This is a genomic window from Actinomadura craniellae, assembly GCF_003289645.1.
Lineage (GTDB): Bacteria > Actinomycetota > Actinomycetes > Streptosporangiales > Streptosporangiaceae > Actinomadura_D > Actinomadura_D craniellae.
This window is the reverse complement of sequence record NZ_QLYX01000006.1, coordinates 349,486-373,230: the sequence shown is the minus strand read 5'-3', so window position 1 is coordinate 373,230 and position 23,745 is coordinate 349,486. Positions and strand designations below refer to the sequence as shown.

Here is a 23,745-nt window from a genome sequence, read left to right as displayed (position 1 = left end):
TACTCAGGAGATGGCGGCGGCCACGATGGCGGCCGTGGCCAGGTCGAGCGCAGCCACCACCCAGCAGGCCGGGTGCACGCCCTGCACCGGGCCGGTGGCCTCGGGGGCGGGCTCGGCGTGCTGGCCGGGCAGGTGGTCGACCACGATCGCGCCCAGCTTGCCGGGGGTGAACAAGTCGAGCAGGTAGAACGCCAAGGTCATCAGCACGATGCCGAGCACCCCGTAGGTCGCTGTGCTCGCCACCCCGGACCCGAGGCTGTCCTCGCTGGTCACGATCGCGGTGGTCACGATCGCGCCCACGCCGATCAGCTTGGCCGCAAGGATCATCCCGGCCCCGCGGTTGCGCTCGGTCCAGATCTGCCGGCCCAGGTTGCCCGGGGTGGTGATCTCGACCACGAAGTACCCGAGCGCCATCAGAACGACGCCGACCGCACCGTACGCGAGCGCGGCACCGCTCTCCTGGAGGATGTCATTGACCATCAGGACTCACTCCCACGACTCCGTACGGCGGCGGCGATGATCCACACCAGCCCGCCCGCGATCAAGAGGATCGCGATTCCCATGAAGATGTACCGGCCCACACCGGGACCGGAGACCTCGTCGCCCGCAGGGGGCGGCTGAGCGGCGGCGGGAGCGGGGACCGGCTGGGCGCCGCCCTTCTCCGCCACGATCATCGGCAGCGCGCCGATCGCGTCGGCCAGCCGCCCGTTGGCGTTGTCGCCGAGCAGTTCCTGGTTGGTGATGCCGAGGTCGTCCAGATCGAACCCGGTGAGCGTGATGTCGAGGTTGGTCTTGATCCCCGACGACACGCTCGTCCACTCCTTGTCGATGGACGAGTAGTAGTAGTCGGCCGTGAAGACCACCCACCGCGGGCACCGGTCCGGCACCTTGCGCGGGTCGACGCCGACACCCAGGTTGGAGCCGAGTTCCACGCCATCGCTCGACGGGTCGTCGAACGAGTCGGTCGACGGCACCGGGGCGGGGGTGAACGTGCCGCTGTAGACGGGCGCGGCCGGGCGCACGAAGCTCCGCCCGGAGTCGATCTCCCAGCCGTAGCAGACGTTCTGCACCTTGCTGGCCTCGGCGAGCTGCTCGGCCAGCAGGCCGCTCTCCCGGCCGCCGAACACCGGGGCGGTCTCGGAGGACTTGCTCGACCCGTCGAAGACGCCCTCGTCGTACATGCCCCACAGGATCGGGCCCACGACGAACACGGCGGTCAGCACGATGACGAAGAGGCAGCCGTAGGTGCCGCTATTGTCCTTCTTCTTGTTCTGCGCGGGCTTCTTGCGCTGCTGGGTGGAGCTCACTTGCCCTCCCCGGGGCCGCCGCCGCGGAACAGCGAGGCCCGGCCGCCCGGACCGCCCCAGCGCCCGCTCACCGCGGAGTGGTGGTTGCGGTAACCGCGATCGGGGGTCTCGATCGAGATCCGGCTGCCGCGGCCGTCGGGCAGCACGGCGATCATCACCTTGGGGTAGCGCAGGAACGCCCCGGCCGGGACGTACACCCGGTCGGACGGCTTGAACTTCCGTGCGATCTCGCCCGCCACCTTGGCCGGCGGGGCCGCGGCGCGGAAGGTGGTCGCATTGACCTTGGTGTACTTCCCGGCGATCCACGACCGCGGGGAGGTGCTGTTGCTGACCAGCACGCCCACCAGGATGACTGCGCCGAGACCGGCCAGCAGGCCGCCCCCGATCAAACCTCGTTTCATGGCTCGCTCACCAACCGGCTCTGGGTCATGACGATCTCCCGGGTCTGCGGATAGGCATGCCAGGTCTGCCAGCCCAGCCGCCGGGCGGCCGGGCCGGGGTCCACGGCGAGCGCCGTCACGGCGTGCGGCGAACCGGGGAAGGTCCCGGTGAGCGCGTCGTCGCGGCCGGCGAGCCGGGCGCACAGCGCGTCCACCGCGGGGCCGAACCCGGCGGCGCCGTAGGTCCGCACGGTCGCGGTGAAGGCGTACGACCAGCCGTCGAGGGTCTCGCGCACCTGCGTGGGGAGCGGTCCGGGCCGGTCGGGCAGGCAGGCGACCGTCTCGCTGACCGGGCCGACGATCACCTGGTGCGAGGCGCCGAGCAGGCGGAGCTCCACCGGGTGCCCCGCGCACTCCAGCGGCAGCACGGCCAGCGCGTCGAGCGGGGGCAGGCCGAGCGCGAACGACAGCGCGTCGGCACGGGTGTCGGCGTACGCGGTCCGCAGCGTGGTCAGCAAGGTCAGCTCGCCGAGTAGATGGTCAGGGTGCCGGCCGGCACCTTCTCGCCCGTGCCGGCCTCCCACGGGCCGTCGCCGTAACGTTCGAACGAGAGGTAGCGGCCGCCGGGCGCCGCGTAGTCGGCGTACTCGACCCGGCCGTCCGCGCCCAGTCCGGTGGTGCCCTCGGTGCGGTAGCCGGCGGTGCCGTGCTCCTCGCGGTGGTAGTCGACGCCGTCCCAGGTCAGCTCGCGGCGGGCGGGCGTGAGGTCACCGGCGTCGATCTCGGTCCACCAGACGACTTCGAGGTCGGGGTCCTCCTCGACCGAGATCCAGACCTTGCCGCCGCCCGGTGAGTCGGCGTCGAGCAGGTGCTCGTCCCAGGTGTAGCCGCCCTCGCGGAACCGCACCGAGCCGCGGACGAAGTAGCGGACGCCCAGGTACTCGACCATGTCGCCCGCCTTGATCGCGCGGGGGTCACCGGCCGTCTGCTCGGCGGCGCCGAACGGGTCGGCGGGCCGGCGGGACGGGGCGGCGGTCTCGGTGGAGCGCCGGCCGCGCAGCACGAGGACGATGAGGACGATCAGGGCGATGAGGACCAGCAGGAGCAGGATCTTCACCATCCACAACCCCCTGTTATCGCCCGAATTCGCTTCGACCCCGTCGGATCCTAGCGATTTAGGGCGAACAACGGCACAGAAGGTTCCCGACCAACGGTCACAAGAGGATTACGACAGCGCTACAGGCGGCCGGCCGCCGCCGCCACCCGCTCATCGGTGGCGGTGAAGGCGATCCGGACGTGCCGCGCGCCCGCGGGGCCGTAGAAGTCGCCCGGCGCCACCAGGATGCCCAGCCCGGCCAGGTGGGCGACGGTGTCCATGCACGGCTCGTCGCGGGTGGCCCACAGGTAGAGCGACGCCTCGGAGTGGTCGATGCGCAGCCCGTGCCGCTCCAGCGCGGCGCGGAGCACGGCCCGCCGCCGGGCGTACCGCTCACGCTGCTCCTCGACGTGGGCGTCGTCGTCGAGCGCCACCGCCATGGCGGCCTGCACCGGGGCGGGGACGATCATCCCGGCGTGCTTGCGCACCGCCAGCAGTTCCCGTACCACCGCGGGGTCGCCGGTCACGAAACCGGCCCGGTAGCCGGCCAGGTTGGACCGCTTGGACAGCGAGTTCACCGCCAGCAGCCCCTCGTGGCCACCGCCGCAGACGTCGGGGTGCAGGATCGAGACCGGCTCGCTCTCCCAGCCCAGTTCGATGTAGCACTCGTCGCTGACCACGAGCGCGCCGCGCGCCCGCGCCCACTCGACGACCTTGCGCAGGTGCTCCCGGGGCAGCACCTTGCCGGTGGGGTTGGACGGCGAGTTGATCCAGACGATCTTGGGGGTGTCCGGGCCGAGCGCCAGCAGCCCGTCCACGGCCACGGGCTCCGCGCCCGCCAGCCGGGCGCCCACGTCGTACGTCGGGTACGCGAGTTCGGGGAAGGCGATCTTGTCGCCCGGGCCCGCGCCGAGCAGGGTGGGCAGCCAGGCGACCAGTTCCTTGGTGCCGATCACCGGCAGCACCGCGGCCGGGTCGGCGCCCGGCACGCCGAGCCTGCGGCGCAGCCAGCCCGCCACCGCCTCGCGCAGCCGGGGGGTGCCGTAGGTGAGCGGGTAGCCCGGCGCGTCGGCCGCCTCGCTCAGCGCCCGGCGCACCGCCTCCGGAGTGGGGTCGACCGGGGTGCCGACCGAGAGGTCGACGAGCCCCCCGGGGTGCAGGCGGGCCTTCTCCTTGTACGGCTCCAGCCGGTCCCACGGGAAGTCGGGCAGGGCGAGCATGGAGCCTCCGGGTCCTTCACCGCATCCTTCGCTGCGAGGCCGCGGCCCGGCACTTCGGAACCGCGGCCCTCGAACGTCACGTCACTCGTCGTGCTCCTGCGGGGGCAGTGCGGCCACGATCGCGTGATCCTTCTCGATCTTGCCGACCTTGGAGGCACCGCCCGGCGAACCCAGGTCGTCGAAGAACTCCACGTTGACCTTGTAGAAGTCCTTCCACTGGTCAGGCAGGTCGTCCTCGTAGTAAATCGCCTCGACCGGGCAGACCGGCTCGCACGCACCGCAGTCCACGCACTCGTCAGGGTGGATGTAGAGCTGACGCTGTCCCTCGTAAATGCAGTCGACGGGGCACTCCTCGATGCATGCCTTGTCGAGCAGGTCCACACAGGGCTGCGCAATGACGTAGGTCACGTCATGACTCCTCTCGAATCCTCCGGCCCCGCCGTACGCCACGGCTCACCGCAAGCTTGTCGACACCTAGTATTGCGACTGTCAGCAGGCTCATACGACACGGGGGTCGCCACTTGTCCGGCCGATTCGTTGCACGGCTGGTGATGAGCGTCACCGAAGCGGACGTTGGGCAGCGGGTCTCGCTCCGTCGGCGCCTGCCCTCCGGAGAGTACAGCGATGTCGTCGGTGTCCTCGAATCGTGGCAGGACGACGTCCTCAGGATACGCCGCCGCACCGGCGAGACCGTCGAGGTCCCGCGCGGCATCATCGTGGCGGGCAAGGTCGTCCCTCCGGCTCCCCCGGCCCGCCGCTAACCGTGCCGGACCGGCCGCGCGGTCGCCGTGCGGGTCGGTGCCGGGGTCGGGGTCTGCGGGTCGCGTTCGGTGTAGCGGACGCCGGGACGCAGCGGCGGCTTCCCCCGGAAGAGTTCCGAGACGGTGACGAACCGGTAGCCCCGGCGGGAGAGCCCGGTCAGCACCTCGGGGATCGCGTCCACCGTCGTCTTGTGGATGTCGTGGAACAGGACGATCCCGCCGGGCCGCGTCTGCCCGATCGCCACCCGGGCGACCCGCGCCCGGTCACGGTGCATCCAGTCGAGGGTGTCGACGCTCCACATGATCTGCGGCAGCCCGGACGCCCGGCCCACCGTGGCGTCGGTGGCCCCGTACGGCGGCCGGAAGAGCAGCGAGGGCCGGCCGCTGGCCAGGAGGATCGCCCGCTGGGTGCGCCCGACCTCCGTCCGGACGCGGTCGGCCGGCAGCCCGGTGAGGTTGGGATGCGACCAGCTGTGGTTGGCGATCTCGTGCCCGTCGACCACGGCCCGGCGCAGCGCCTGCGGGTAGAGCCCGACGTTCTGGCCGAGCACGAAGAACGTGGCGCGGGCGTTCCGGGCGCGCAGCATGCCCAGCAGCCGCTCGGTGTGCGCGCCGGGCCCGTCGTCGAAGGTCAGCGCCACGCACCTGGCGATGGAGCAGTCGACGGGGGGTGGCCCCGGTGGCCGGACGGGCTTGCGCGACTGCGGCGCCGCCTGCGGCGGGCCCTCCGTCGGCCGCGGCGAAGCCAGATCGCTGCAGACGGCGGCGATCACCAGCAGCGCCGCCACCACACCGATCCGCGATTTCCTCACCTTGCACCCCCGCGGCCCTGAATACCCCCGTTACCCAACGTGACACCATAGACGCAGAACGGCATGGCGTCCCGGCATCCGGGCCTCGTGTACGGCGCGGTCAGGGTCCGGGCATGACAGCACCCGGATCCGGCTGGGGTCTGGTCAGCGCAGCGGCCAGTCCGGGACCTCGGCCGGGAGGTCCGTGGAGACGCGCATCGGGAACTCGGCGGCCCGCTTCTCCAGGAACGAGGTGACGCCCTCGGCGGCGTCGGCGGACTGCCCCAGGGCGGCCATCAGCCGCGAGTCGGCGACGTGGGCGTCCCAGGGGGTGGTCGCGGACAGGCCGGACCACATCAGCCGGCGGATCGCCGCGATCGAGATCGCGGAGGTGTTGTCGGCGATCTCGCGGGCCAGCGCGTAGGCGGCCGGCAGCAGGTCGTCCGGGGCGTGGGTGCGCAGGACCAGCCCGCCCGCGCGGGCCTCCTCGGCGTCGAACACCCGGCCGGTGGTCACCCACTCCATGGCCTGCTGGATGCCAACGACGCGCGGCAGGAACCAGCTGGAGGCGGCTTCGGCCACGATCCCGCGCCGGGCGAACACGAAGCCGAACCTGGCCTTGTCGGACGCCAGCCGGATGTCCATCGGCAGGGTCACCGTGATGCCGACGCCGACCGCCGCCCCGTTGATCGCGCCGATCACCGGCTTGAGGCACTGCGCGATGCGCAGCGCCACCGTGCCGCCGCCGTCGCGGGGGGTGCCGTCCTCCAGCAGGTCGGCGCCGAACATCTCGGTGCGCTTCTCCCGGTTGAAGGTGTCGCCGCCGCCCTCCAGGTCGGCCCCGGCACAGAAGGCCCGCCCGGCCCCGGTCACCACCGCGACGCGCACGTCGTCGTCGGCGTCGATCCGCTCGAACGCGTCGATCATCTCGCCGCGCATCACGTAGGTGTAGGCGTTGAGCCGCTCCGGCCGGTTCATCGTGATCGTGGCGATCCCGTCCCTGACCTCGTACTCGATCTCGCTGTACGACACCCGCGTACCTCCTCGCGCCTCGATGTAGAACCAGACTCTAGAACCGCCTTCTGTAGGTCCGGTACCCGGCCTGGTCAGCTCCGGGCGGCGGGGAAGAGCGCGGTGGCAAGGTGGGTGCGCCAGGACTGCTCCGCGCCGGTGAAGCCGGGCGGCGGGACGGGGGTCAGGGCGCCGTCGGCGTAGCGCAGGCCGACGGGCTCGCCGTCGAGGACGAACTCGCCCGGCAGGGCGGCGGGGTCACGCCACAGCGCCGGGACGAGCAGCCCGGCCAGGGTGTGCAGCAGCCTGGCCCAGGCCTGGCCGAGGTACGGCGGCAGCCCCGCGACGCGCAGTTCGGGGGCGCCCAGCCGGGTCAGGCCGAGGGTGGTCAGGGCCAGCCCGTCCGCCGCCGGCGTCCCCATGATCCGGATCCACTCCCCCGGCACGAACGCCCGCACGGCGGCGGGGGCGGCCGAACCCGCGCGCAGCGGGATGGCCGGGCGGACCCGGGCGGGGATCTCGGCGAAGCGGGCCAGCGCCGGGTCCAGGAGCACGCCGCCGGTGGCCGCCGCCAGTGCCGCCGCGTCGTCGCGGGCCACGATCAGGTGGGCGGCGCCGCCGGCCGGGCCCGACCGGGTCACCAGCAGGTGCCGGGAGGCGGCCGCCCGGGTCAGCGCCGCGGGGTCCGCACCGCTCCGGGCGAGCACTCCCGGGTCGGGCATGACGGGGTGTTCGGGGCCGATTTCCTGATACGCCCCAGGCAGGGCGGGTTTGCGAGGATCGACCACCACGAAGTGCGCGACGAGGGTCCGGGGTGCGGGGACGATCGGTAGCTGGGCCATATGCCCAACGGTACGCAGCCAGGCCAGCGGGCGTTACGGCGGCGACGAACTCCAAGCCCACCTCAGCTGGGTTGATTGTCAGATAAGTTACGACTGTGAATTGGGCCGTTGCGACGTACGACTCCGCCTTCGGGTACGTCACCGCACACGGCGCTCCGCTGGTCGACCTGCTCGATCCGCAACCGGGTGAGCGCGTCATCGACCTGGGCTGCGGGACGGGCTCGTTCTCCGCCGAGATAGCCGAGCGCGGTGCCGAGGTACTGGGCATCGACGGGTCGCCGGAGATGATCGCTCAGGCGACGTCACGGCACTCGAACCTGTCGTTCGCCGTCGGCGACGCCCACGACTTCACCGTCGCCGAACGGTACGACGCCGTCGCCTCCAACGCCGCCCTGCACTGGATGACCCGCGACCCCGACGCGGTGATCGCACACGTGCACGCGGCACTGCGGCCCGGCGGCCGGTTCGTGGCCGAGATGGGCGGCGCGGGCAACTGCGCCGAACTGATCGTCGCCATGCAGACCGCCTGGCGCGTGTTCGGGCTGGGCGAACCCGAGCTGCCCTGGTACTTTCCGAGCCCGGCCGAATACGCGACCAGGCTGGAGGAGGGCGGCTTCACCGTGCGGCTGCTGGAGTACGCCGACCGGCCCACCCGGATGACCGAGGGGCCCAACGGCGCCGCCGACTGGGTCCGGGTGTTCGCCGCCAAGCCGCTGGCCGAGGTACCGCCCGAACTGGTCGACCCGCTACTCGGCCGGATCAACGACCTGGCCGCCCCCGCACTGCGCCGGGAGTCGGGCTGGGTCGCCGACTACGTACGGCTGCGGTTCGCCGCGGTGCGCAAGGCCGACCGCACCGCCATGCCCCCCGGCGAGCCCTACCAGCCCGGCCAGCCGGGCGCGCTCTAAGCGCTTCCCGACCCGAACCCCGAGGCCCCGCACCATGGCAGACACGCTTCCCGGCACCGCCGCGATACGTCCGACGGTTCCCCCGCCCGCCACGCGGTCCCGCGACCCGTTCTTCGACAACGCCAAGTTCCTGGCGATCCTGCTGGTGGTGGTGGGCCACTCCATCGCCTACCTGAAGGACGTCCCGCTCGCCCGGGGCCTCTACCTGTTCGTGTACATGTTCCACATGCCGCTGTTCATCGTGGTCACCGGCTACTTCTCGCGGAACTTCACCTTCTCCGGCGGCAAGGCCCGCAAGCTCATCACCAACCTCGGCGTCCCCTACGTGGTCTTCGAGGTCGCCTACTCGACCTACGACGCGCTGGTCGGCGGGAACCCGCTGCGGATCAGCCTGCTCGACCCGTACTACCTGACGTGGTTCCTGCTGGCGCTGTTCCTGTGGCGGCTGTCGACCCCCGTCTGGCAGCAGATCCGCTGGCCGCTCGCCGTCGCGGTGGCGATCTCGCTGCTGTCCTACATGGGCGAGCTGCCCAGCACCCTGGACATGCACCGGGTGTTCGGGCTCGTCCCCTTCTACGTGCTCGGCCTGATGCTGCGGCCGGAGCACTTCGAACTTCTCAAGACACGGCGCGCCCGGATCGCCGGCGTACTGACCCTCCTCGGCGGCTTCGTGTTCGCCTGCACCCTGGGCCGGCGCATGGCCATGGAGTGGGTGTTCTGGCGCAGCGGGCACGACGACCTGAACGTCGACAACGTCACCGGCACGCTGATGCGGTTCGCCATGCTGGTCGCCGCGACCGCGCTGGTGGCCGCCTTCCTGGCGATCGTGCCGACCGGGCAGCACTGGTTCACCGCGCTGGGCACCACCACGCTGTACGCGTACCTGCTGCACGGCTTCTACACCCGCGGGCTGCTCCTGGTGGACGCCTACGACCTGGAGTGGATGCACACGGTGCCCGGGGTGCTCGCCATGTCCGCGGCGGCCCTGGTGATCGGCACCGTGCTGTGCACCAAGCCCGTCGTCAAGACCATGCGCTGGGCGCTGGAACCCAAGATGACCTGGGCCTTCACCCCGCTCCGGCACCCCACCAAGAAGCGCCCGCCGGGTCCCCGCAAGTCCGCCGACTAGCCTGGAAGACATGCTGCGGATCCACGACGCGCGCACCGGCCAGGCCGAACCCGTCCCCTCCGGACCGCTGCGGATCCGGGTGCACGGCCCGGCGCCGCGCACCCACGTGGTCGGTGACCTGCTGCGCCGGGTGGCCGGACGCACCCGGCGCGAGGTCCGGCTGTATTGCGCTGGCTCTTCGGCGCCCGAGCGGGACCTCGACGAGCTCAACGTCCGCCCGCCCGACCTCGGTGCCGGCGCCTCGGCCGAACTCCACGTGGCCGAGCACGGCGGCGAGCCGCCTCCGGCCGGCGCCTTCCTGGGCGTCCGGCCGGCGACCGGCCCCGGCACCGTGCCGGACGGGCTCGACCCGCTGAGCGTGCGGCTGGCGATGCTGCGGGTCCCCTACCGCGACCCGCTCGACCTGGGCGGGACGGTGCTGCCCGACGCCGACGCCGAACTGCGCCGGCTGCGCGGCCTGGTCGCCGGCTGGGCCCGCTCCCCCGGCCGGCCGATGCACCGGGCGTACGCGGACGAGGCCACGGCGGCGCTCTTCGACGACCTCGACGTCCGGGGCGCCCTGGCGGTGCTCGACCGCCTGGCGGCGGATCCGGAGGTACCGGACGGGGCGAAGCTGGAGACCTTCATCCATCTGGACCTGCTGCTGGCGCTGGACCTGGTCCGCGACATCGGACGCTGACCTTCGCGAGAACGCTCTTCTAGAAAAGAAGATCACAGCGCGGGGTCGAGCGTGACCAGAGTGATACCGGCGCCGAATCATCGGTGCTGGCCCTGCTAGATCAAGTGAATGTGCTACGACCAGCGTGAATAGAGTTCATCTCACTTGCAGATGGCACCTTGCAGCCATACTTCACTGCCCTTCCGGCAAGACGAGCGCAACGAATCCCTTCACTGGCCACATCCTCCTCAGTAAGCTTTCGCGGGTAATCCGCCTGTGTCGGCTGAATGATCAGGTGTTGCGATGTGGCCCGCCCGCTTCCTACGGTCCCTCGGACCCGTGGCCATGGCGGCATTGCTCACCGCCTGCGCCTCCGACTCACCCTCCGGCGGCACCTTCCAGCCAACAGGCCGCTACGGCGGCGAGGCCGCCCCCACCGGCCCCTCTGCACCTCCTGGTCCCGGCACCCTCCCGGTTTCGCAGGTCGAAGCCCAGGTTCTGGCCCGCTACCGGGAGTACCACAAGGCGTACAAAAACGCTTACGAGACCGGCGACCCTTCAAGCCTGACCACCGTGGCCATGGACCCTCTCCTGACGAGCGTCACCAAAGATGTCGAGAGAACTCATGCCAAAGGTGAGATATGGCGCTTCACCAACGTACTCAACCCACGTGTCAAAGGGCGCTCCAAAGATAATTCGCTGGTCATCGTCATCGACTGCGTCCGGACCCTGGGTACGCATCGCTTCTCCACCAGAACCGGAAAGCGCTTGGGTTCGTATCCCGGAGGAACGAACATCCAAGAATCACTTATGAAGTACGCCGGCGGAACCTGGACCATATCCGACACAAAGCTAGGCAAGAGATGCTGAAGAAAATTACCGGCCTTACCGCGGCATTGCTCACCGGAGCCGCACTGATCGCCGCTCCCGCCTCTTCCGCACTCGCCGCGCCCTGTGTGATGATCCGACTACCAAATGGGGAGCCCGCCTGCGTCGCGATCCACGACGGAAGCAATCCTGGCAGTAATGGCAACGGAGGCGGGGGCGGTGGAGGCGGCGGCAACGGCCCGGGCTTCGGTTGCGGTATCAACCCTGATGGGCAAATAGAATGCCCCCCAGGGCAAGACCCTCCCCCCGCGAACGTCCCGTCGGAAGCATATGCCCAGTCCGCTTTCGACCGGATTCCCCTACCTACACCCGTGGTCAGCGTTTCACCCAGCCCTCGAACCTATGTACAACTCACCACAAGCCTCCGGATTAGCGGCACCCAATTTCGGGAGTTCCGCATAAACGTGGGCGTTCCCGGCGAAAACATCACAGCTGTTGCCGATCCCGAAAAAGTTGTATGGGAGCTGGGCGAAAAGACCCTGACCTGCGAATCATCGCGTGCGGTGAACGGAAGTTGCACCCATACTTACCTCCGCTCTTCAGCAGGCCAAGCCGGAGGGTCCTACAAGATCACAGCAACAATTTACTGGAATGTCACATGGACATGCGCGGGCCCCAACTGTGATACGCCCTCTTCGGGAAGCCTCGGTGCAGCGTACCGGACGTCCGAACCCTTCCCGCTGATCGTCGGGGAAATCCAGACGAATTCTCGACCCCGCTGATCATAATCTTCCCCCAGAAAGAGAGGCCATAATGCACTGGTCGGCAAGAGTGGCCTGCCTGACCGGCCTTTCTGTAGCCACCACCGTGACGCTGGCCAGTTGCAGCGGCGAAGCGCAGCAAAGCGATAAAAACGCCCGGTCCCGCCCCTCGGCCAGCCCTGCGCCACCGAAATACGAGTTCGCGCACATCAGAAAATCCCTGCTGGGGGCAGCAGAGCTGAGTTCGAAAATGAAGGCGCAAGCAGCGGAGATGCGCGATATTACGAAGGGGGCGGCCCCCTCGTGCTACCTGTCGAGCGTCAAACTCCCTGGCTCTCCCGAGACGGTCGTCCGCCAGTTCTCGGAACCCGACAAGAACTACACCGGGGCGAACTTCGTACAACTGATCGCAACCTACGCAGACGGGGAAGCCGCCACCAAGGCTTACGGAGCCCTCAGGTCCAAGGCGACCACCTGCCCGAAGAAGCACGAGGAAAGATCCGAAAAGCTGCCCAACGGGCGTATCAAGCTCGCCTTCGACGGCACCTGGGAGATCGTTGAGGACAAAGTCGCGGAGTGGCAGCACATCCAGGGGAGAGAGAAGAACACCTACCCTCCCTCGACCAGCATCATCAATGTAGTCCACCTGTACTACGACTATGCCATACGCGGCAATGTAGTAGTAACCTCCGTCTACTGGCAGCGCACCAAGCCGTCCCAGGCGGCCGGACCGATCCAGAAAAAAGCTACAGAGATACTGACTCGACAGCTGCAGAGGATCGGCTGAACAGAATCCATGCCCGAATCGACACCTGATCAAAAATGGCATGTCTCTGGCTATACCGAGTTATCAAAGATTGGGAGCGGAACTCAGGGACGAGTAGTTCTCGCTCGCACCGATAACTCAAGTCACATTGCTGCCATCAAGTATCTGGACAGCGGTTTACTGGGAAACCCCCGCACTCAGTTGCTCTTCCGGAAAGAGGCTGCGGTTCTGCAGCGTGTGGCCAGCCCGCACGTGGCACGGCTGTACCAGTACGTGGAAGGACCCCAAGGGGCCGCCATCGTCATGGAGGCCGTAGGCGGGTCCACCCTGCGGAAACTGCTGGACGAGCAACAGGTACTGGCCCCGGAGGCCGCACTGGCCATGCTCAAGGGGTCTCTGTTCGGTCTGGCCGCGGCGCATGCGGTCGACGTCGTTCACCGCGACTACAAGCCCGCCAACGTCATCGTTCAGCCGAACGGCCAGAGCAAACTGGTCGACTTCGGCATCGCCGTACTCACAGGCCGAGGCGACGGTCTGGGCACTCCCCGATACATGGCCCCGGAGCAGTGGAACGGCGGCCCCGCCTCGCCCGAGACCGATATTTACGCTGCTACCTGTGTGTTCTTCGAATGCATCACAGGAGCCCCGCCCTATCCGGATGCTGACGTCCAGGTACTCGGCGAACTACACCGGGCCGCGCCCATCCCTTATGGATCGCTGCCCGAAGCGCTTCGTCCGCTGGTCGCCCGGGGCATGGACAAGGAACCGGGGCGGCGGTACGAGAACGCGGTCGAATTCGTCTCCGCGCTGGAGTCACTGGCATCCGATGCCTACGGTGCCGACTGGGAGAAGCGGGGTCTGATCGCCCTGGGAGCGGCGGCTGCGGCTCTGGCCACGGCGTTACCGCTAGCCCTGTTCGGTGGGACGGCCCTCACCCAGGGCGCCGCCATCATCTCCGGCACGGGCGGAGCGGCGGGACACGCAGCCGGCTCGGTTGCGGAGAATGCCGGTCATCTCGGTCAGGCCGCGGCCGAGTTCAGCAGGCAGGGAATCCTCGCCAAGGTCGGCGGTGCCAAGGTGGCCACCGGTGTGGCCGGTGTCGGCGGTGCGGCTGCGGTGACCGCAGCGGTACTGCTTTGGCCGTCCGGTCCGGAGGTCGGCGGGATCTCCCGAGGTTCCGTTCACGCCTATTTCACCCGGCCAGGGCTTCTGGTCGGCCAGCCGCACATGCCCGCCGCTCACACCCCGTTCATCAAGCTGGACCTCACCGTCTCCCCCACACGAGTCCGGCCTGGTACCAAGGTCCGGTTCACCATGCGCTTCACTGCACGGACCCCGTCAGGTGGCAAGTACGCATCCGACGGTTCCCTGAAATGCTTCGGTGAGCACACCAAACGCAAAGACGTCATCGCCGACTTCAGCTTTGGCATCGGATCGGACGACGGTGGCGAGGAAGAACCCGAACCCGCCGGCTCTGAAGGCAACGTCTGGCTGTACGAGGCGGCTGTGGTTCCGCGCAGCGGCCTCCCACAGGGAGGCGGGACGCCCATCAAGACGGTTCAAAAGCACGCTCAGGAGTCGCAGCCCTACAACATGGACACCTGCGCATACCTGAGCACCTGGGTCGACATCCACGACTTCACCGTTCCGGTGCGAAATTCGCCCCCGCCGGGGAGCTACCGGCTGGCCCCGACCAACCCGCCGCGCATGGTGGAGGTCACCCGGCAGGGCACGAAGGTGTCCCCGGAGGTCGCGGGTGGGCGTACCGAGGGGACGCTTCCCGAGTTGACGGTCCTCCCCGAGTGAGCCGAGGCTCAGAGGAGGGGGCGGGAGGCGACGACGATGCCGTCCTCGTCGCTGTAGAGCCAGGCTCCGGGGTGGAAGTCGGTGCCGCCGAAGGTGACCGGGACGTTCACCTCGCCGGTGCCGGCCTTGGCGCTCTTGCGGGGGTTGGCGCCCAGGGCCTTGATGCCGAGGTCCAGGGTGCGCAGGGTCGCGACGTCGCGGACCGCGCCGTTGATCACCACTCCGGTCCAGCCCTGGGTGACCGCGGCGGCGGCGATCAGGTCGCCCATCAGGGCGGAGGCCAGGGAGCCGCCGCCGTCCACCACCAGGACCCGGCCGTCGCTGGGGGTGTTGAGCAGCTTCTTCACCAGTGCGTTGTCGCGGTGGCAGCGGACGGTCGCGATCGGGCCGGCGAAGGCGGTGCGCGCCCCGTACTGCCGGAACTGCGTCTCGCAGCTGGCCAGTTCGGCGTCGAAGTCGTCGATCAGATCGGCGGTCGCGAACTCCATGACCGGCAGCCTACCGGCCGGTAATCCGGGTCACGGGCCGGTGGGGCGGCCGATCAGGCGGGACAGCACGATCGACGTCCGGGTCTGGGAGATGTTGCGTTCCCTGCGCAGCCGTTCCAGCGCCTGCTCCAGATGGTGGATGTCGCGGGCCCGCAGGTGCACCAGGGCGCTGGCGTCGCCGGTGACGGTGTAGGCGGCCACCACCTCGGGGTGGCGCCGTACGCTGTCGTGGATCTCCTCGGGGGCGGTCGCCCCGGTGCAGAAGATCTCGATGAAGGCCTCGGTGGTCCAGCCCAGCGCGGACGGGTCGACGACCGCCGCGAACCCCGTGATGACGCCGTCGGCCCGCAGCCGGTCGACCCGGCGCTTGACGGCGGGGGCGGACAGCCCGACCCGCTCGCCGATCTGCGCGTACGAGGCGCGGCCGTCCTCCAGCAGCTGCGCAACGATTCGATGGTCAAGCTCGTCAAGACGCAACAAATAAGCCCTCCGAAGTCGCTTCTCAGCATAGGAGGCCACCCGAACCCGAACTTACGCTTGATGCGAGATCGTCACCAGAAGGAGTTCCATGACGCCTACCCAGCGGCTGCGCGCCCTGTCCGAACGGCACAGCGCCCACAACTACCATCCGCTGCCGATCGTCATCGCGGAGGCCGAGGGCGCCTGGGTCACGGACGTCGAGGGCAACCGCTACCTGGACATGCTGGCCGCGTACTCAGCGGTCAACTTCGGGCACCGCAACCCGCGGCTCACCGCGGCGGCCCGGGCCCAGTTGGAGAAGGTCACCCTGGTCAGCCGGGCCTTCGACCACGACCAGTTCGGCCCGTTCGTCGAGGAGCTCGCGGCGCTGGCCGGCAAGGAGATGGTGCTGCCGATGAACAGCGGCGCCGAGGCCGTCGAGACGGCGCTCAAGGCCGCGCGCAAGTGGGGGTACGAGGTCCGGGGCGTGCCCGCCGGTCAGGCCAACATCATCACCTTCGAGGGCAACTTCCACGGCCGGACGACCACGATCATCAGCTTCTCCACCGACCCGGACGCCAAGGACGCCTACGGCCCGTACACCCCGGGGTTCCGGACCGTCCCGTACGGCGACGTCGACGCGCTCAAGCAGGCGATGGACGCCGACACGGTCGGGGTACTGATCGAGCCGATCCAGGGCGAGGCGGGGGTCAACGTGCCGCCGAGCGGTTTCCTGACGGCCGTCCGGGAGCTGTGCACGGCCAATCGCAGCCTGATGATCGCCGACGAGATCCAGTCGGGGCTGGGCCGGACGGGCACCATCTTCGCGGTCGAGCACGAGAACGTGGTCCCCGACGTCTACATCCTGGGCAAGGCGCTGGGCGGCGGCATCATGCCGGTCTCCGCGGTGATCGCCGACTCGGACGTGCTGGGCGTCTTCAAGCCGGGGCAGCACGGTTCGACGTTCGGTGGCAACCCGCTGGCCTGCGCGATCGCCCGCGAGGTGGTGGCGATGCTGCGGACCGGCGAGTACCAGGAGCGGTCCCGGGTGCTGGGCGCGCACATGCACCGGCGGCTCGGCGCCCTCCCGCGGGACCAGGTCCGCCAGGTGCGCGGGCGCGGGCTGTGGGCCGGGGTCGAGCTGCACGGTCCGGCCCGTCCGGTCAGCGAGCGGCTGATGGATCTGGGCGTGCTCGCCAAGGAGACCCACGAGACCACGCTGCGGCTGGCCCCGCCGCTGGTGATCGAGCGGGACGACCTCGACTGGGCGCTCGACCAGGTGGAGCTCGCGCTTCAGCGCAGCCCGCGGTAGCGGCCCTCGTAGTACAGGAGGGGACGGGCGGCGGGGTCCGGGACGCCGAGCGACAGGACCTCGCCGACCACGATGCTGTGGTCGCCGCCGTCGTGGACGGCCCAGCTCCGGCACTCCAGGGCGGCGACGGCCCCGGCGAACAGCGGCAGGCCGGTCTTCTCGCCGCGGGCGACGGGGCGCCCGTCGAGCTGCCCCTCCAGCGGCCGGCCCCGGGTGGCGAACCAGTCGGAGGCCTCCCGGTCCTCCTCGCCCAGCACCGAAACGGCCCACTGCCCGGTGGCCAGCACCACGTCGTGGAAGCGGGCTGTGCGCTCCACGCAGAACAGCACCAGCAGCGGATCGAGCGACACGGACGTGAAGGCGTTCACGGTCATCGCGTGGTCGACGCCGTCCAGCGTGGTGGTCACGACCACGACGCCGGTGGCGAAACGGCCGGCCACCCGGCGGAACTCGAGGGGATCCGGACCGTTCACGGGCCGACGGCCGGTGCACCGGGGGCGCCGCGCAGCAGCCAGGGTGTGGACGCCGAGGGGATCAGCATGATCGCCACGGCCGCGGTGACCATGCCGCCGAGGAGGAACCCGTAGCCGAGCAGGGTGCCCGAGATGATCAGGTCGCCTTCGGGGCGCCGGGTGGACATCAGCACGGCCACCAGCGTCCAGGCCGCCGCCGGCACGATCCCGCCGAGCCTGCCGCCCATGGCCCAGCCCGCCAGCCAGGTTCCGGCCAGGTTGACGGCGAGCAGCACCAGCAGTACCACGGGGACGCCGCCCAGCAGCCATGCGTGGGTGAAGGAGCCGACCAGGCCGAGCACGACGCCCAGCGCCGCCAGCGCCCCGTAGGCCAGGCCGGTGAGGATGGCCAGCACTGTCGGATCGGGCTCGTGGCGAACCTCCGGTGGGACCGGATACGGCCCTATTCCACCCGGTTTCTGGTCGTCTATCCCCACAGCGGGTCAGACTAGCTCAGACCGGAGAACAGGTCGGTCTCCCGCCCATCCGCTGCGGACGGCCCCCGCTCGCCCTCGATCAGCGTGTAGTACTCCACGCCGAACGCCTGCTGCCCCACGTTGTTGGACAGCGCGAAGAAGGGCTCGGCGACGACGATCTGCGTCCGGTGCGCCCGCAGCGCGTCGATCTTGGCGCGCAGGTGGTCGCGGGCGTCCACCACGGTCGTCACCTCCTCGTCCGGAACGCCGTAGGTGAGCTCGTCGACCCCCGACACCCGCTCGAAGGGCGTCTCGGAGGCGGCCATCACGGCGATCGAGCGGACCAGCACGCTGCGGGGCATCGCGGTGGCGTAGAGCTTGGCCACCCGCCATGGCTCACCCTCGCCGTATCCGGGGTCGGCGGCCAGCTCGTACGCCCGGCGGGTCACCCGGTGCGCCTGGATATGGTCGGGATGCCCGTAGTAGCCGCGGTCGTCGTAGGTGACGATCACCTGCGGGCGGAGTTCGCGGATCAGCGGGACCAGCTCGGCCGCCGCCTCCTCGGCGTCGGCGCGCCAGAAGCAGCGCGGGTGGTCGTTGGAGGGGGCGCCCATCATGCCCGAGTCGCGCCACCGGCCCGGCCCGCCGAGGTAGTGGTGGTCGCGCACGCCCAGCGCGCCGCACGCCTCGGCCAGTTCCCCGGTCCGGAACTCGCCGAGCCGGTTCTCCTTGTCGGCGGCGAGGTGGCGGAGCTCGTCCGGGATGACCTCGCCCTCTTCTCCGAGCGTGCAGGTGACGAGGCTGACCTGGACACCCTCGGCCGCGTATTTCGCCATGGTCGCGCCGGTCCCGATCGATTCGTCGTCGGGATGCGCGTGCACGAACAGAATCCGCCGCTCACTCATGTCCCGAGCCTACTCAGGGAGCCTGCGCGTCGCCGGACGCCGGGGGGTCGTCCGGCGGATCGTCCGGGGGCTCCTCCTCCGTCGGCGGGGACGCCGGCGGCTCGGAGCTCGGCGGCGGCTCGGAAGACGGCGGCGGCTCGGAGGACGGCGGCGGCTCGGAGCGGCTCGGCGGAGGCTCGGCGGAGGGCTCCGTCGCCGGGCCGGACGGCTCCTCGGCGGGGTCGCTCTGATCCTCCGTGGGCTGCTGCGTGGTCGGGCCGACGGTCGGCGTCTTGTTATCGTCGCCGTCCAGCATCATCGCCATGGCGCCCGCCAGCAGCAGCACCGCGACCGCGGCGGCGACCGCGACCACAACCGGCCAGGGCGACCGGCGCGGGGCCGCGGGCTCGCCCGCCTGCCGCGTCGTCTCGGCGCCGCCGCCGAGGACGGCCGTGGCGGCCGGCCCGGGCTCGGCCCGCTGGACGCCCGCGGCCAGCACCGCCGTGGGCAGCTCGTCGGTCGAGGGGTCCACCCGGGTCGCGTCGTCGACCGCGGGGGCGGCCACCGGTGCGGGCGGGGTGGCGTCGCCGATCAGCCGCATCATCAGGCTCTGCGCGGTGGGCCGGCGCTCGGGCTCCTTGGCCAGGCAGTCGGTGATCAGGCCGCGCAGGTCGTCCGGCACCCCGTCCAGCGCGGGTTCCTCGTTGAGCACCCGGTTGATCACCGCGGTGACCTGGTCCTGGCCGAACGGCGGCCGGCCGGTGGCCGCGAAGACCATCGTCGCGCCCCAGGCGAACACGTCGACCGCGGGGGTGAGGGGGCGGCCGGCGATCTGCTCGGGGGCCATGTAGGCGGGGGTGCCGATCGCCTTGGTGCTGGCCGTGGAGCCGGACTCGATCGCCCGCGCGATCCCGAAGTCGATCACCCGAGGGCCGTCGGGCGCCATCAGCACGTTGTGCGGCTTGAAGTCGCGGTGGACGATGTCGGCCTGGTGGATGGCCACCAGCGCGGTGGCGGTACCGATCGCCAGCCGTTCCAGCGCCGCCCCGGTGCGCGGCCCCTCGTCCTTGACCAGCCGGTCCAAAGACGGCCCGGGGACGAACTCGCTGACGATGTAGGGCCGGTCTCCGGCGACGTCGGCGTCGATCACCTGGGCGGTGCAGAAGCGGGCCACCCGCTTGGCCGCCTGGGCCTCGCGGACGAACCGGGCGCGCGCCGACTCGTCCTCGGCCAGGTCCCCGCGCAGCAACTTGACCGCGACCTGCTCGCCCGCGGCGTCCCGGCCGAGATAGACGGTGCCCTGCCCGCCCTCCCCCAGCCGTTCGATCAGCTCGTACGACCCCAGCCGTCGCGGATCACCCGGTTGCAGCTCTGCCATCGACGACTCCGGTGGACTAAAACGGACACGGCCTCCCCGAGCCTATGCCAGCAGGGGGCCGTTCCCCGGCCATCCGGCGATGCCGTAACGCAACCGGGTCCCGGCGGCTGGCAGACTCGGGTGAATGACCACGAGCTATCCCCGGCAGAGCGCCCGTACCCGGCGGTTCACCCTCGGCGTGCCGCGAGGCTTCCAGATCGCCCCGGACGGGTCGTACGTCGCGTTCCTGCGGACGAAGGCGGGCACCGACCCGGTCACCTGCCTGTGGACGCTCGACACCGCCACCGGGGAGGAGCGGCTGGTCGCCGACCCGACCGCGCTCGACGTCGCCGGTGAGGAGGACCTGCCACCCGAGGAGCGGGCCCGCCGGGAGCGCGCCCGCGAGCAGGCCGGCGGCATCGTCGGCTACACGCTCGACCGCACCGGGTCCCAGGCCGTGTTCACCCTCGGCGGCCGGCTGTTCCTGGCCGACCCGCGCGGCACCGGCGGGGTGCGGGCGCTCGGCGCGCAGACCCCGGTGTTCGACCCCCGGATCGACCCGACCGGGCGGCGGGTGGCGTACGTCTCGGGCCGCACCCTGCGTGTGATCGAACTCACCGGCGACGAGGACGACCGGGCGCTGGTGCAGCCCGAGAGCGACCAGATCTCCTACGGGCTGGCCGAATTCATCGCGGCCGAGGAGATGGGCCGGATGCGCGGGTACTGGTGGTCCCCGGACGGCGAGTCGCTGTTGGTCGCCCGGGTGGACGAGACCCCGGTGCAGCGCTGGCACATCGCCGACCCCGCCGACCCGGCCGCCGACCCGGTCACGATCGCCTACCCGGCGGCGGGCACCCCCAACGCCATCGTCTCCCTGACGCTCCTGAAACTCGACGGCCGCCGGGTCGCGGTCGGCTGGGACCGCGGCGAGTTCCCGTACGTGGTGACGGCGCACTGGGACGCCAAGGGGCTGCTGATCGTCGTGCAGACCCGGGACCAGCGGGCGCTGCGGGCGCTGCGGGTCGACCCGAGCAACGGCGAGACCACGCTGGAGCACGTCGAGCACGACCCGGTCTGGGTGGAGATCGTGGCCGGGGTGCCCGCCCGGACCGGTTCCGGCGCGCTGGTGTGGGCCACCGAGGACCACGAGACCGACACCCGGCGGCTGACCGTGGCCGGCGAGCCGGTCACCCCGCCCGGCCTGCAACTGCGGTCGGTGCTGGGGGTGGAGGGCGCCTCGGTGCTGTTCACGGCCGCCGAGGAGCCCACCGAGGTGCACGTGTGGTCGTACGGCCCGGACGGCCTGCACCGGCTGACCGGGCAGGCGGGCGTCTTCTCCGGCACCCGCTCGGGTGGCATCACCGTCCTGACCGGGTCGCGCCCGGACGCGCACGGCGTCACCACGACGGTCACCGGCCCGGCGGGCACGTTCGAGATCGAGTCCCGGGCCGAGGCCCCGGTGATCGACCCCGCGGTGCAGATCGTGCGGGCGGGCGACCGGGAGATCCGCACCGCGGTGGTGCTGCCCACCGGCTGGCGCCCCGAGCACGGGCCGCTGCCGGTGCTGCTCGACCCGTACGGGGGGCCGCACGCCCAGCGGGTGCTGGCGGCGCGGCGGGCCTACTACGAGGCGCAGTGGCTGGCCGACCAGGGCTTCGCCGTGGTGATCGCGGACGGCCGGGGCACCCCGGCCCGCGGCCCGGCCTGGGAGCGCGCGGTGCGCGGCGACTTCGTCGGCCCGGTGTTGGAGGACCAGGTCACCGCGCTGGAGGAGGCGGCCCGGCGGTACCCCGCCGCGCTCGACCTGGGCCGGGTGGCGATCCGCGGCTGGTCGTTCGGCGGCTGGCTGGCGGCGCTGGCGGTGCTGCGCCGCCCCGACGTGTTCCACGCCGCGGTGGCGGGCGCCCCGGTGACCGACTGGGCGCTGTACGACACCCACTACACCGAGCGGTACCTGGGCCACCCGGACGAGGACCCCGAGCACTACGCGCACAACTCGCTGCTCGCGGACGCCCCCGCGCTGAAGCGGCCCCTGCTGCTCATCCACGGGCTGGCCGACGACAACGTGGTCGCCGCGCACACCCTGCGGCTGTCCTCGGCCCTGCTGGCGGCGGGCCGCCCGCACACCGTGCTGCCGCTGTCCGGGGTCACCCACATGACCCCGCAGGAGACCGTCGCGGAGAACCTGCTCACCCTCCAGGTCGACTTCCTGCGCCGGGCCCTGGCGAACCCCGAGGGTCCCTGAAGGGTCGGGGTCAGTACCGCCAGGAGCGCCAGAGGGCCGCGTAGGAGCCGTCCGCGGCGAGCAGTTCGTCGTGGGTGCCGAGTTCGGTGATGCGGCCGTCCTCGACGACCGCGACCCGGTCGGCGTCGTGCGCGGTGTGCAGCCGGTGGGCGATGGCGACGACGGTGCGGCCGGCGAGGACGGCGGCGAGCGAGCGTTCGAGCCGGCGGGCGGCGCGCGGGTCCAGCAGCGAGGTGGCCTCGTCGAGCACCAGGGTGTGCGGGTCGGCGAGCACCAGCCGGGCGAGGGCGAGCTGCTGGGCCTGGGCGGGCGAGAGCTCGTGGCGGCCGGAGCCGACCTCGGTGTCGAGGCCGGGGCCGTCCCACTCGACGGCGGCCAGGGCGTCCAGGGCGGCGCGGTCGGTGCTGCCGGGGCGGGCCATGACCAGGTTGTCGCGCAGGGTGCCGTGGAACACGTGGTGCTCCTGGGTGACCAGGGCGACCTGGCCGCGCAGTTCGCCCGCCGACAGTTCGGCGAGCGGGACCGCCGTCCCCCCGGGCGGGCGGACCTCCACCGTGCCGGTGCGCGGCGCGTTGATCCCGGCGAGCAGCCGGCCCAGCGTGGACTTGCCCGCCCCGCTGGGCCCGACCACCGCCAGCCGCTCCCCGGGCCGCAGCTCCAGGTCCACGCCGTGCAGCACGTCCTGCCCGGGCCGGTAGGCGAAGCGCACGTCCCGCACCGCGATCGCCGGGCGCCTGCCGTCCGAAGAGACGCGCTCGGCGGCGGCCGGCGGGCGGGTGCCGGGCCGGTCCGGGGGGACTCCCTGGACGCCCAGCAGCCGGGCCAGGGAGACACCGCCGAGTTGGAGCGTGTCGAGCTGGTTGAGCAGCATCTGGACGGGTTCCACCAGCCGCTGGACGTACAGGGTGGCGGCGGTGACCTGGGCGAGCGTGGCCATGTCCCGGGTGTAGAGCAGGCCGCCGAACAGCAGGGTGGCGGCCAGCGGCAGGACGAAGCCCATGTCCACCACCGGGAAGAGGACGGTGCGCAGCCGCAGCGTGTACCGCTCCGCCGCCCAGCTGTGGGCCAGGTCGGCGTCGCCGCGCGCGTGCCGCCGGTCGGCCAGCCCCAGCGCCTCGACCGTGCGGGCGCCGTGCACCGTCTCGGCCAACCCGTCGGCGATCCGCGCCCAGGCGGCGCCCTCCCACAGGTAGCCGTCCCGGGCCCGGGTCAGGTACCACCGCCAGGCCCACCACAGCAGCGGCACCCCGAGCAGGCAGGGCAGCACCAGCAGCGGCCCGACCAGGATCAGCGCGCCCAGGGTGAAGATCGTGGTGACGGTGCCGATCATCACCTGCGGCACCGCGAACCGGACCGCCTCCGTCAGCGCGTCGACGTCGCGGGAGCTGCGCGCGACCAGGTCGCCGGTGCCCGCCCGCTCCACCATGGACAGCGGCAGCCGGAGCGTCCCCTCGACGAACTCCTCGCGCAGTTCGGCCAGGATCCGCTCGCCCAGCCGGGTCGAGGCCAGGTGGGCGTAGCGGACCAGCACCGCCTCCGCCACGATGAAGGCCGTGATGGCCGCCACGGTCGTCCCGACGTGCGCCGGAGCCCCGGTGGCGGCGTCCTGCACCAGTTCGCCCAGCAGCCGCGGCCCGGCCAGGCCGGCGACCGCGGCCAGCGCGTGCAGGGCCAGCGCCCCGCCCAGCGCGCGGGGGTACCGCAGCATCAGCCGCCGGGCGTAGGCGCGCACCTGTGCGGTCGTCGCCACCGGCAGGATCTCGGCGGGCGCCGCGGCCGGCGGGATCTCGGTGGTCATGGGCGGTCGT

At 71.2% G+C, this 23,745-nt stretch carries 26 protein-coding genes; 9 read left to right on the top strand and 17 right to left on the bottom strand.

The features are described 5' to 3' along the window. Nucleotides 1–3 precede the first annotated feature (3 nt). The 7 genes from DPM19_RS16070 to fdxA form a co-directional block, all read right to left on the bottom strand. A complete protein-coding gene (locus DPM19_RS16070; RefSeq protein WP_111868302.1) occupies nucleotides 4–480 on the bottom strand; it encodes a DUF350 domain-containing protein in 477 nt (158 codons plus the stop codon). Next, nucleotides 480–1,307: a hypothetical protein gene (locus tag DPM19_RS16065; RefSeq protein WP_111868300.1), complete on the bottom strand. Its 828-nt coding sequence runs from the start codon at nucleotides 1,305–1,307 to the stop codon at nucleotides 480–482. Before DPM19_RS16065 ends, DPM19_RS16070 begins: the two co-directional genes overlap by 1 nt. After that, complete coding sequence (locus tag DPM19_RS16060; protein WP_111868298.1) at nucleotides 1,304–1,708, bottom strand: DUF4247 domain-containing protein; 405 nt, start codon at nucleotides 1,706–1,708, stop codon at nucleotides 1,304–1,306. The genes DPM19_RS16065 and DPM19_RS16060 overlap by 4 nt, the downstream gene beginning before the upstream one ends. Then, nucleotides 1,705–2,205, bottom strand: a complete 501-nt coding sequence (locus DPM19_RS16055; protein ID WP_111868295.1) for a DUF2617 family protein — start codon at nucleotides 2,203–2,205, stop codon at nucleotides 1,705–1,707. The genes DPM19_RS16060 and DPM19_RS16055 overlap by 4 nt, the downstream gene beginning before the upstream one ends. A 2-nt stretch (nucleotides 2,206–2,207) precedes the next feature. Then, nucleotides 2,208–2,807, bottom strand: coding sequence for a DUF4178 domain-containing protein (locus DPM19_RS16050; protein ID WP_111868293.1), 600 nt, complete (start codon nucleotides 2,805–2,807; stop codon nucleotides 2,208–2,210). Between the two features lie 116 nt (nucleotides 2,808–2,923). After that, nucleotides 2,924–4,003 carry a succinyldiaminopimelate transaminase gene (dapC, locus tag DPM19_RS16045; RefSeq protein WP_111868290.1) on the bottom strand — a complete coding sequence of 360 codons (1,080 nt, stop codon included), beginning with the start codon at nucleotides 4,001–4,003 and terminating at the stop codon, nucleotides 2,924–2,926. Between the two features lie 81 nt (nucleotides 4,004–4,084). Next, nucleotides 4,085–4,411 carry a ferredoxin gene (gene fdxA / locus DPM19_RS16040; protein WP_111868288.1) on the bottom strand — a complete coding sequence of 109 codons (327 nt, stop codon included), beginning with the start codon at nucleotides 4,409–4,411 and terminating at the stop codon, nucleotides 4,085–4,087. A gap of 143 nt (nucleotides 4,412–4,554) precedes the next feature. On the opposite strand from fdxA, the gene DPM19_RS16035 reads away from it, so the two are divergent. Further along, on the top strand, nucleotides 4,555–4,764 hold the full coding sequence (locus DPM19_RS16035; RefSeq protein WP_111868457.1) for a putative acetyltransferase: 210 nt from the start codon (nucleotides 4,555–4,557) through the stop codon (nucleotides 4,762–4,764). Here DPM19_RS16035 and DPM19_RS16030 read toward each other — a convergent pair. The 3 genes from DPM19_RS16030 to DPM19_RS16020 form a co-directional block, all read right to left on the bottom strand. Next, the gene (locus tag DPM19_RS16030; RefSeq protein ID WP_233510201.1) at nucleotides 4,761–5,576 is read right to left on the bottom strand and encodes a polysaccharide deacetylase family protein; all 816 of its coding nucleotides are present in this window, start codon (nucleotides 5,574–5,576) and stop codon (nucleotides 4,761–4,763) included. The two genes, DPM19_RS16035 and DPM19_RS16030, sit on opposite strands and share 4 nt — an antisense overlap. A gap of 144 nt (nucleotides 5,577–5,720) precedes the next feature. Next, nucleotides 5,721–6,587 (bottom strand): crotonase/enoyl-CoA hydratase family protein, encoded by an 867-nt coding sequence (locus tag DPM19_RS16025; protein WP_111868285.1) that lies wholly within the window; start codon nucleotides 6,585–6,587, stop codon nucleotides 5,721–5,723. Between the two features lie 74 nt (nucleotides 6,588–6,661). Further along, nucleotides 6,662–7,408, bottom strand: a complete 747-nt coding sequence (locus tag DPM19_RS16020; protein WP_146778891.1) for a hypothetical protein — start codon at nucleotides 7,406–7,408, stop codon at nucleotides 6,662–6,664. Nucleotides 7,409–7,503: 95 nt separating this feature from the next. On the opposite strand from DPM19_RS16020, the gene DPM19_RS16015 reads away from it, so the two are divergent. The 6 genes from DPM19_RS16015 (at nucleotide 7,504) to DPM19_RS15995 (ending at nucleotide 14,264) form a co-directional block, all read left to right on the top strand. Then, nucleotides 7,504–8,316, top strand: coding sequence for a class I SAM-dependent methyltransferase (locus DPM19_RS16015; protein WP_111868280.1), 813 nt, complete (start codon nucleotides 7,504–7,506; stop codon nucleotides 8,314–8,316). 34 nt (nucleotides 8,317–8,350) lie between these two features. Continuing rightward, on the top strand, nucleotides 8,351–9,445 hold the full coding sequence (locus DPM19_RS16010; protein ID WP_111868277.1) for an acyltransferase family protein: 1,095 nt from the start codon (nucleotides 8,351–8,353) through the stop codon (nucleotides 9,443–9,445). Between the two features lie 10 nt (nucleotides 9,446–9,455). After that, nucleotides 9,456–10,124, top strand: coding sequence for a hypothetical protein (locus DPM19_RS16005; RefSeq protein WP_111868275.1), 669 nt, complete (start codon nucleotides 9,456–9,458; stop codon nucleotides 10,122–10,124). A gap of 318 nt (nucleotides 10,125–10,442) precedes the next feature. Further along, complete coding sequence (locus tag DPM19_RS34855; RefSeq protein WP_146778890.1) at nucleotides 10,443–10,973, top strand: hypothetical protein; 531 nt, start codon at nucleotides 10,443–10,445, stop codon at nucleotides 10,971–10,973. Between the two features lie 771 nt (nucleotides 10,974–11,744). Continuing rightward, nucleotides 11,745–12,479, top strand: coding sequence for a hypothetical protein (locus DPM19_RS16000; protein ID WP_146778889.1), 735 nt, complete (start codon nucleotides 11,745–11,747; stop codon nucleotides 12,477–12,479). 9 nt (nucleotides 12,480–12,488) lie between these two features. Further along, nucleotides 12,489–14,264, top strand: coding sequence for a serine/threonine-protein kinase (locus DPM19_RS15995; protein ID WP_111868270.1), 1,776 nt, complete (start codon nucleotides 12,489–12,491; stop codon nucleotides 14,262–14,264). A gap of 8 nt (nucleotides 14,265–14,272) precedes the next feature. Here DPM19_RS15995 and rraA read toward each other — a convergent pair whose 3' ends face one another. Both rraA and DPM19_RS15985 read right to left on the bottom strand, forming a co-directional pair. Beyond that, nucleotides 14,273–14,752 carry a ribonuclease E activity regulator RraA gene (gene rraA / locus DPM19_RS15990; RefSeq protein WP_111868267.1) on the bottom strand — a complete coding sequence of 160 codons (480 nt, stop codon included), beginning with the start codon at nucleotides 14,750–14,752 and terminating at the stop codon, nucleotides 14,273–14,275. Between the two features lie 30 nt (nucleotides 14,753–14,782). Beyond that, nucleotides 14,783–15,229 carry an Lrp/AsnC family transcriptional regulator gene (locus DPM19_RS15985; protein WP_111868264.1) on the bottom strand — a complete coding sequence of 149 codons (447 nt, stop codon included), beginning with the start codon at nucleotides 15,227–15,229 and terminating at the stop codon, nucleotides 14,783–14,785. Nucleotides 15,230–15,320: 91 nt separating this feature from the next. Between DPM19_RS15985 and rocD the strand changes: the two genes are divergently transcribed. After that, on the top strand, nucleotides 15,321–16,523 hold the full coding sequence (gene rocD, locus DPM19_RS15980; RefSeq protein ID WP_111868262.1) for an ornithine--oxo-acid transaminase: 1,203 nt from the start codon (nucleotides 15,321–15,323) through the stop codon (nucleotides 16,521–16,523). Here the strand turns inward: rocD and DPM19_RS36285 are convergent. The 4 genes from DPM19_RS36285 to DPM19_RS15960 all read right to left on the bottom strand — a co-directional run bounded on the left by DPM19_RS36285 (nucleotide 16,505) and on the right by DPM19_RS15960 (nucleotide 19,713). Beyond that, nucleotides 16,505–16,996, bottom strand: a complete 492-nt coding sequence (locus DPM19_RS36285; RefSeq protein WP_233510199.1) for a flavin reductase family protein — start codon at nucleotides 16,994–16,996, stop codon at nucleotides 16,505–16,507. The genes rocD and DPM19_RS36285 overlap by 19 nt on opposite strands. After that, nucleotides 16,993–17,391: a DUF6113 family protein gene (locus tag DPM19_RS36280; protein ID WP_233510198.1), complete on the bottom strand. Its 399-nt coding sequence runs from the start codon at nucleotides 17,389–17,391 to the stop codon at nucleotides 16,993–16,995. Before DPM19_RS36280 ends, DPM19_RS36285 begins: the two co-directional genes overlap by 4 nt. A 92-nt stretch (nucleotides 17,392–17,483) precedes the next feature. After that, complete coding sequence (gene mshB / locus DPM19_RS15965) at nucleotides 17,484–18,356, bottom strand: N-acetyl-1-D-myo-inositol-2-amino-2-deoxy-alpha-D-glucopyranoside deacetylase (RefSeq protein WP_111868254.1); 873 nt, start codon at nucleotides 18,354–18,356, stop codon at nucleotides 17,484–17,486. Between the two features lie 13 nt (nucleotides 18,357–18,369). Then, nucleotides 18,370–19,713, bottom strand: a complete 1,344-nt coding sequence (locus DPM19_RS15960; protein WP_111868251.1) for a serine/threonine-protein kinase — start codon at nucleotides 19,711–19,713, stop codon at nucleotides 18,370–18,372. Between the two features lie 124 nt (nucleotides 19,714–19,837). Here DPM19_RS15960 and DPM19_RS15955 point away from each other — a divergent pair, with 124 nt between their 5' ends. Next, entirely contained in the window at nucleotides 19,838–21,937 is a 2,100-nt protein-coding gene (locus DPM19_RS15955; protein WP_111868248.1) for a S9 family peptidase, read from the top strand. Nucleotides 21,938–21,947: 10 nt separating this feature from the next. On the opposite strand, the gene DPM19_RS15950 is transcribed toward DPM19_RS15955, so the two are convergent. Next, nucleotides 21,948–23,735 (bottom strand): ABC transporter ATP-binding protein, encoded by a 1,788-nt coding sequence (locus tag DPM19_RS15950; RefSeq protein WP_111868246.1) that lies wholly within the window; start codon nucleotides 23,733–23,735, stop codon nucleotides 21,948–21,950. Nucleotides 23,736–23,745: the final 10 nt, after the last annotated feature.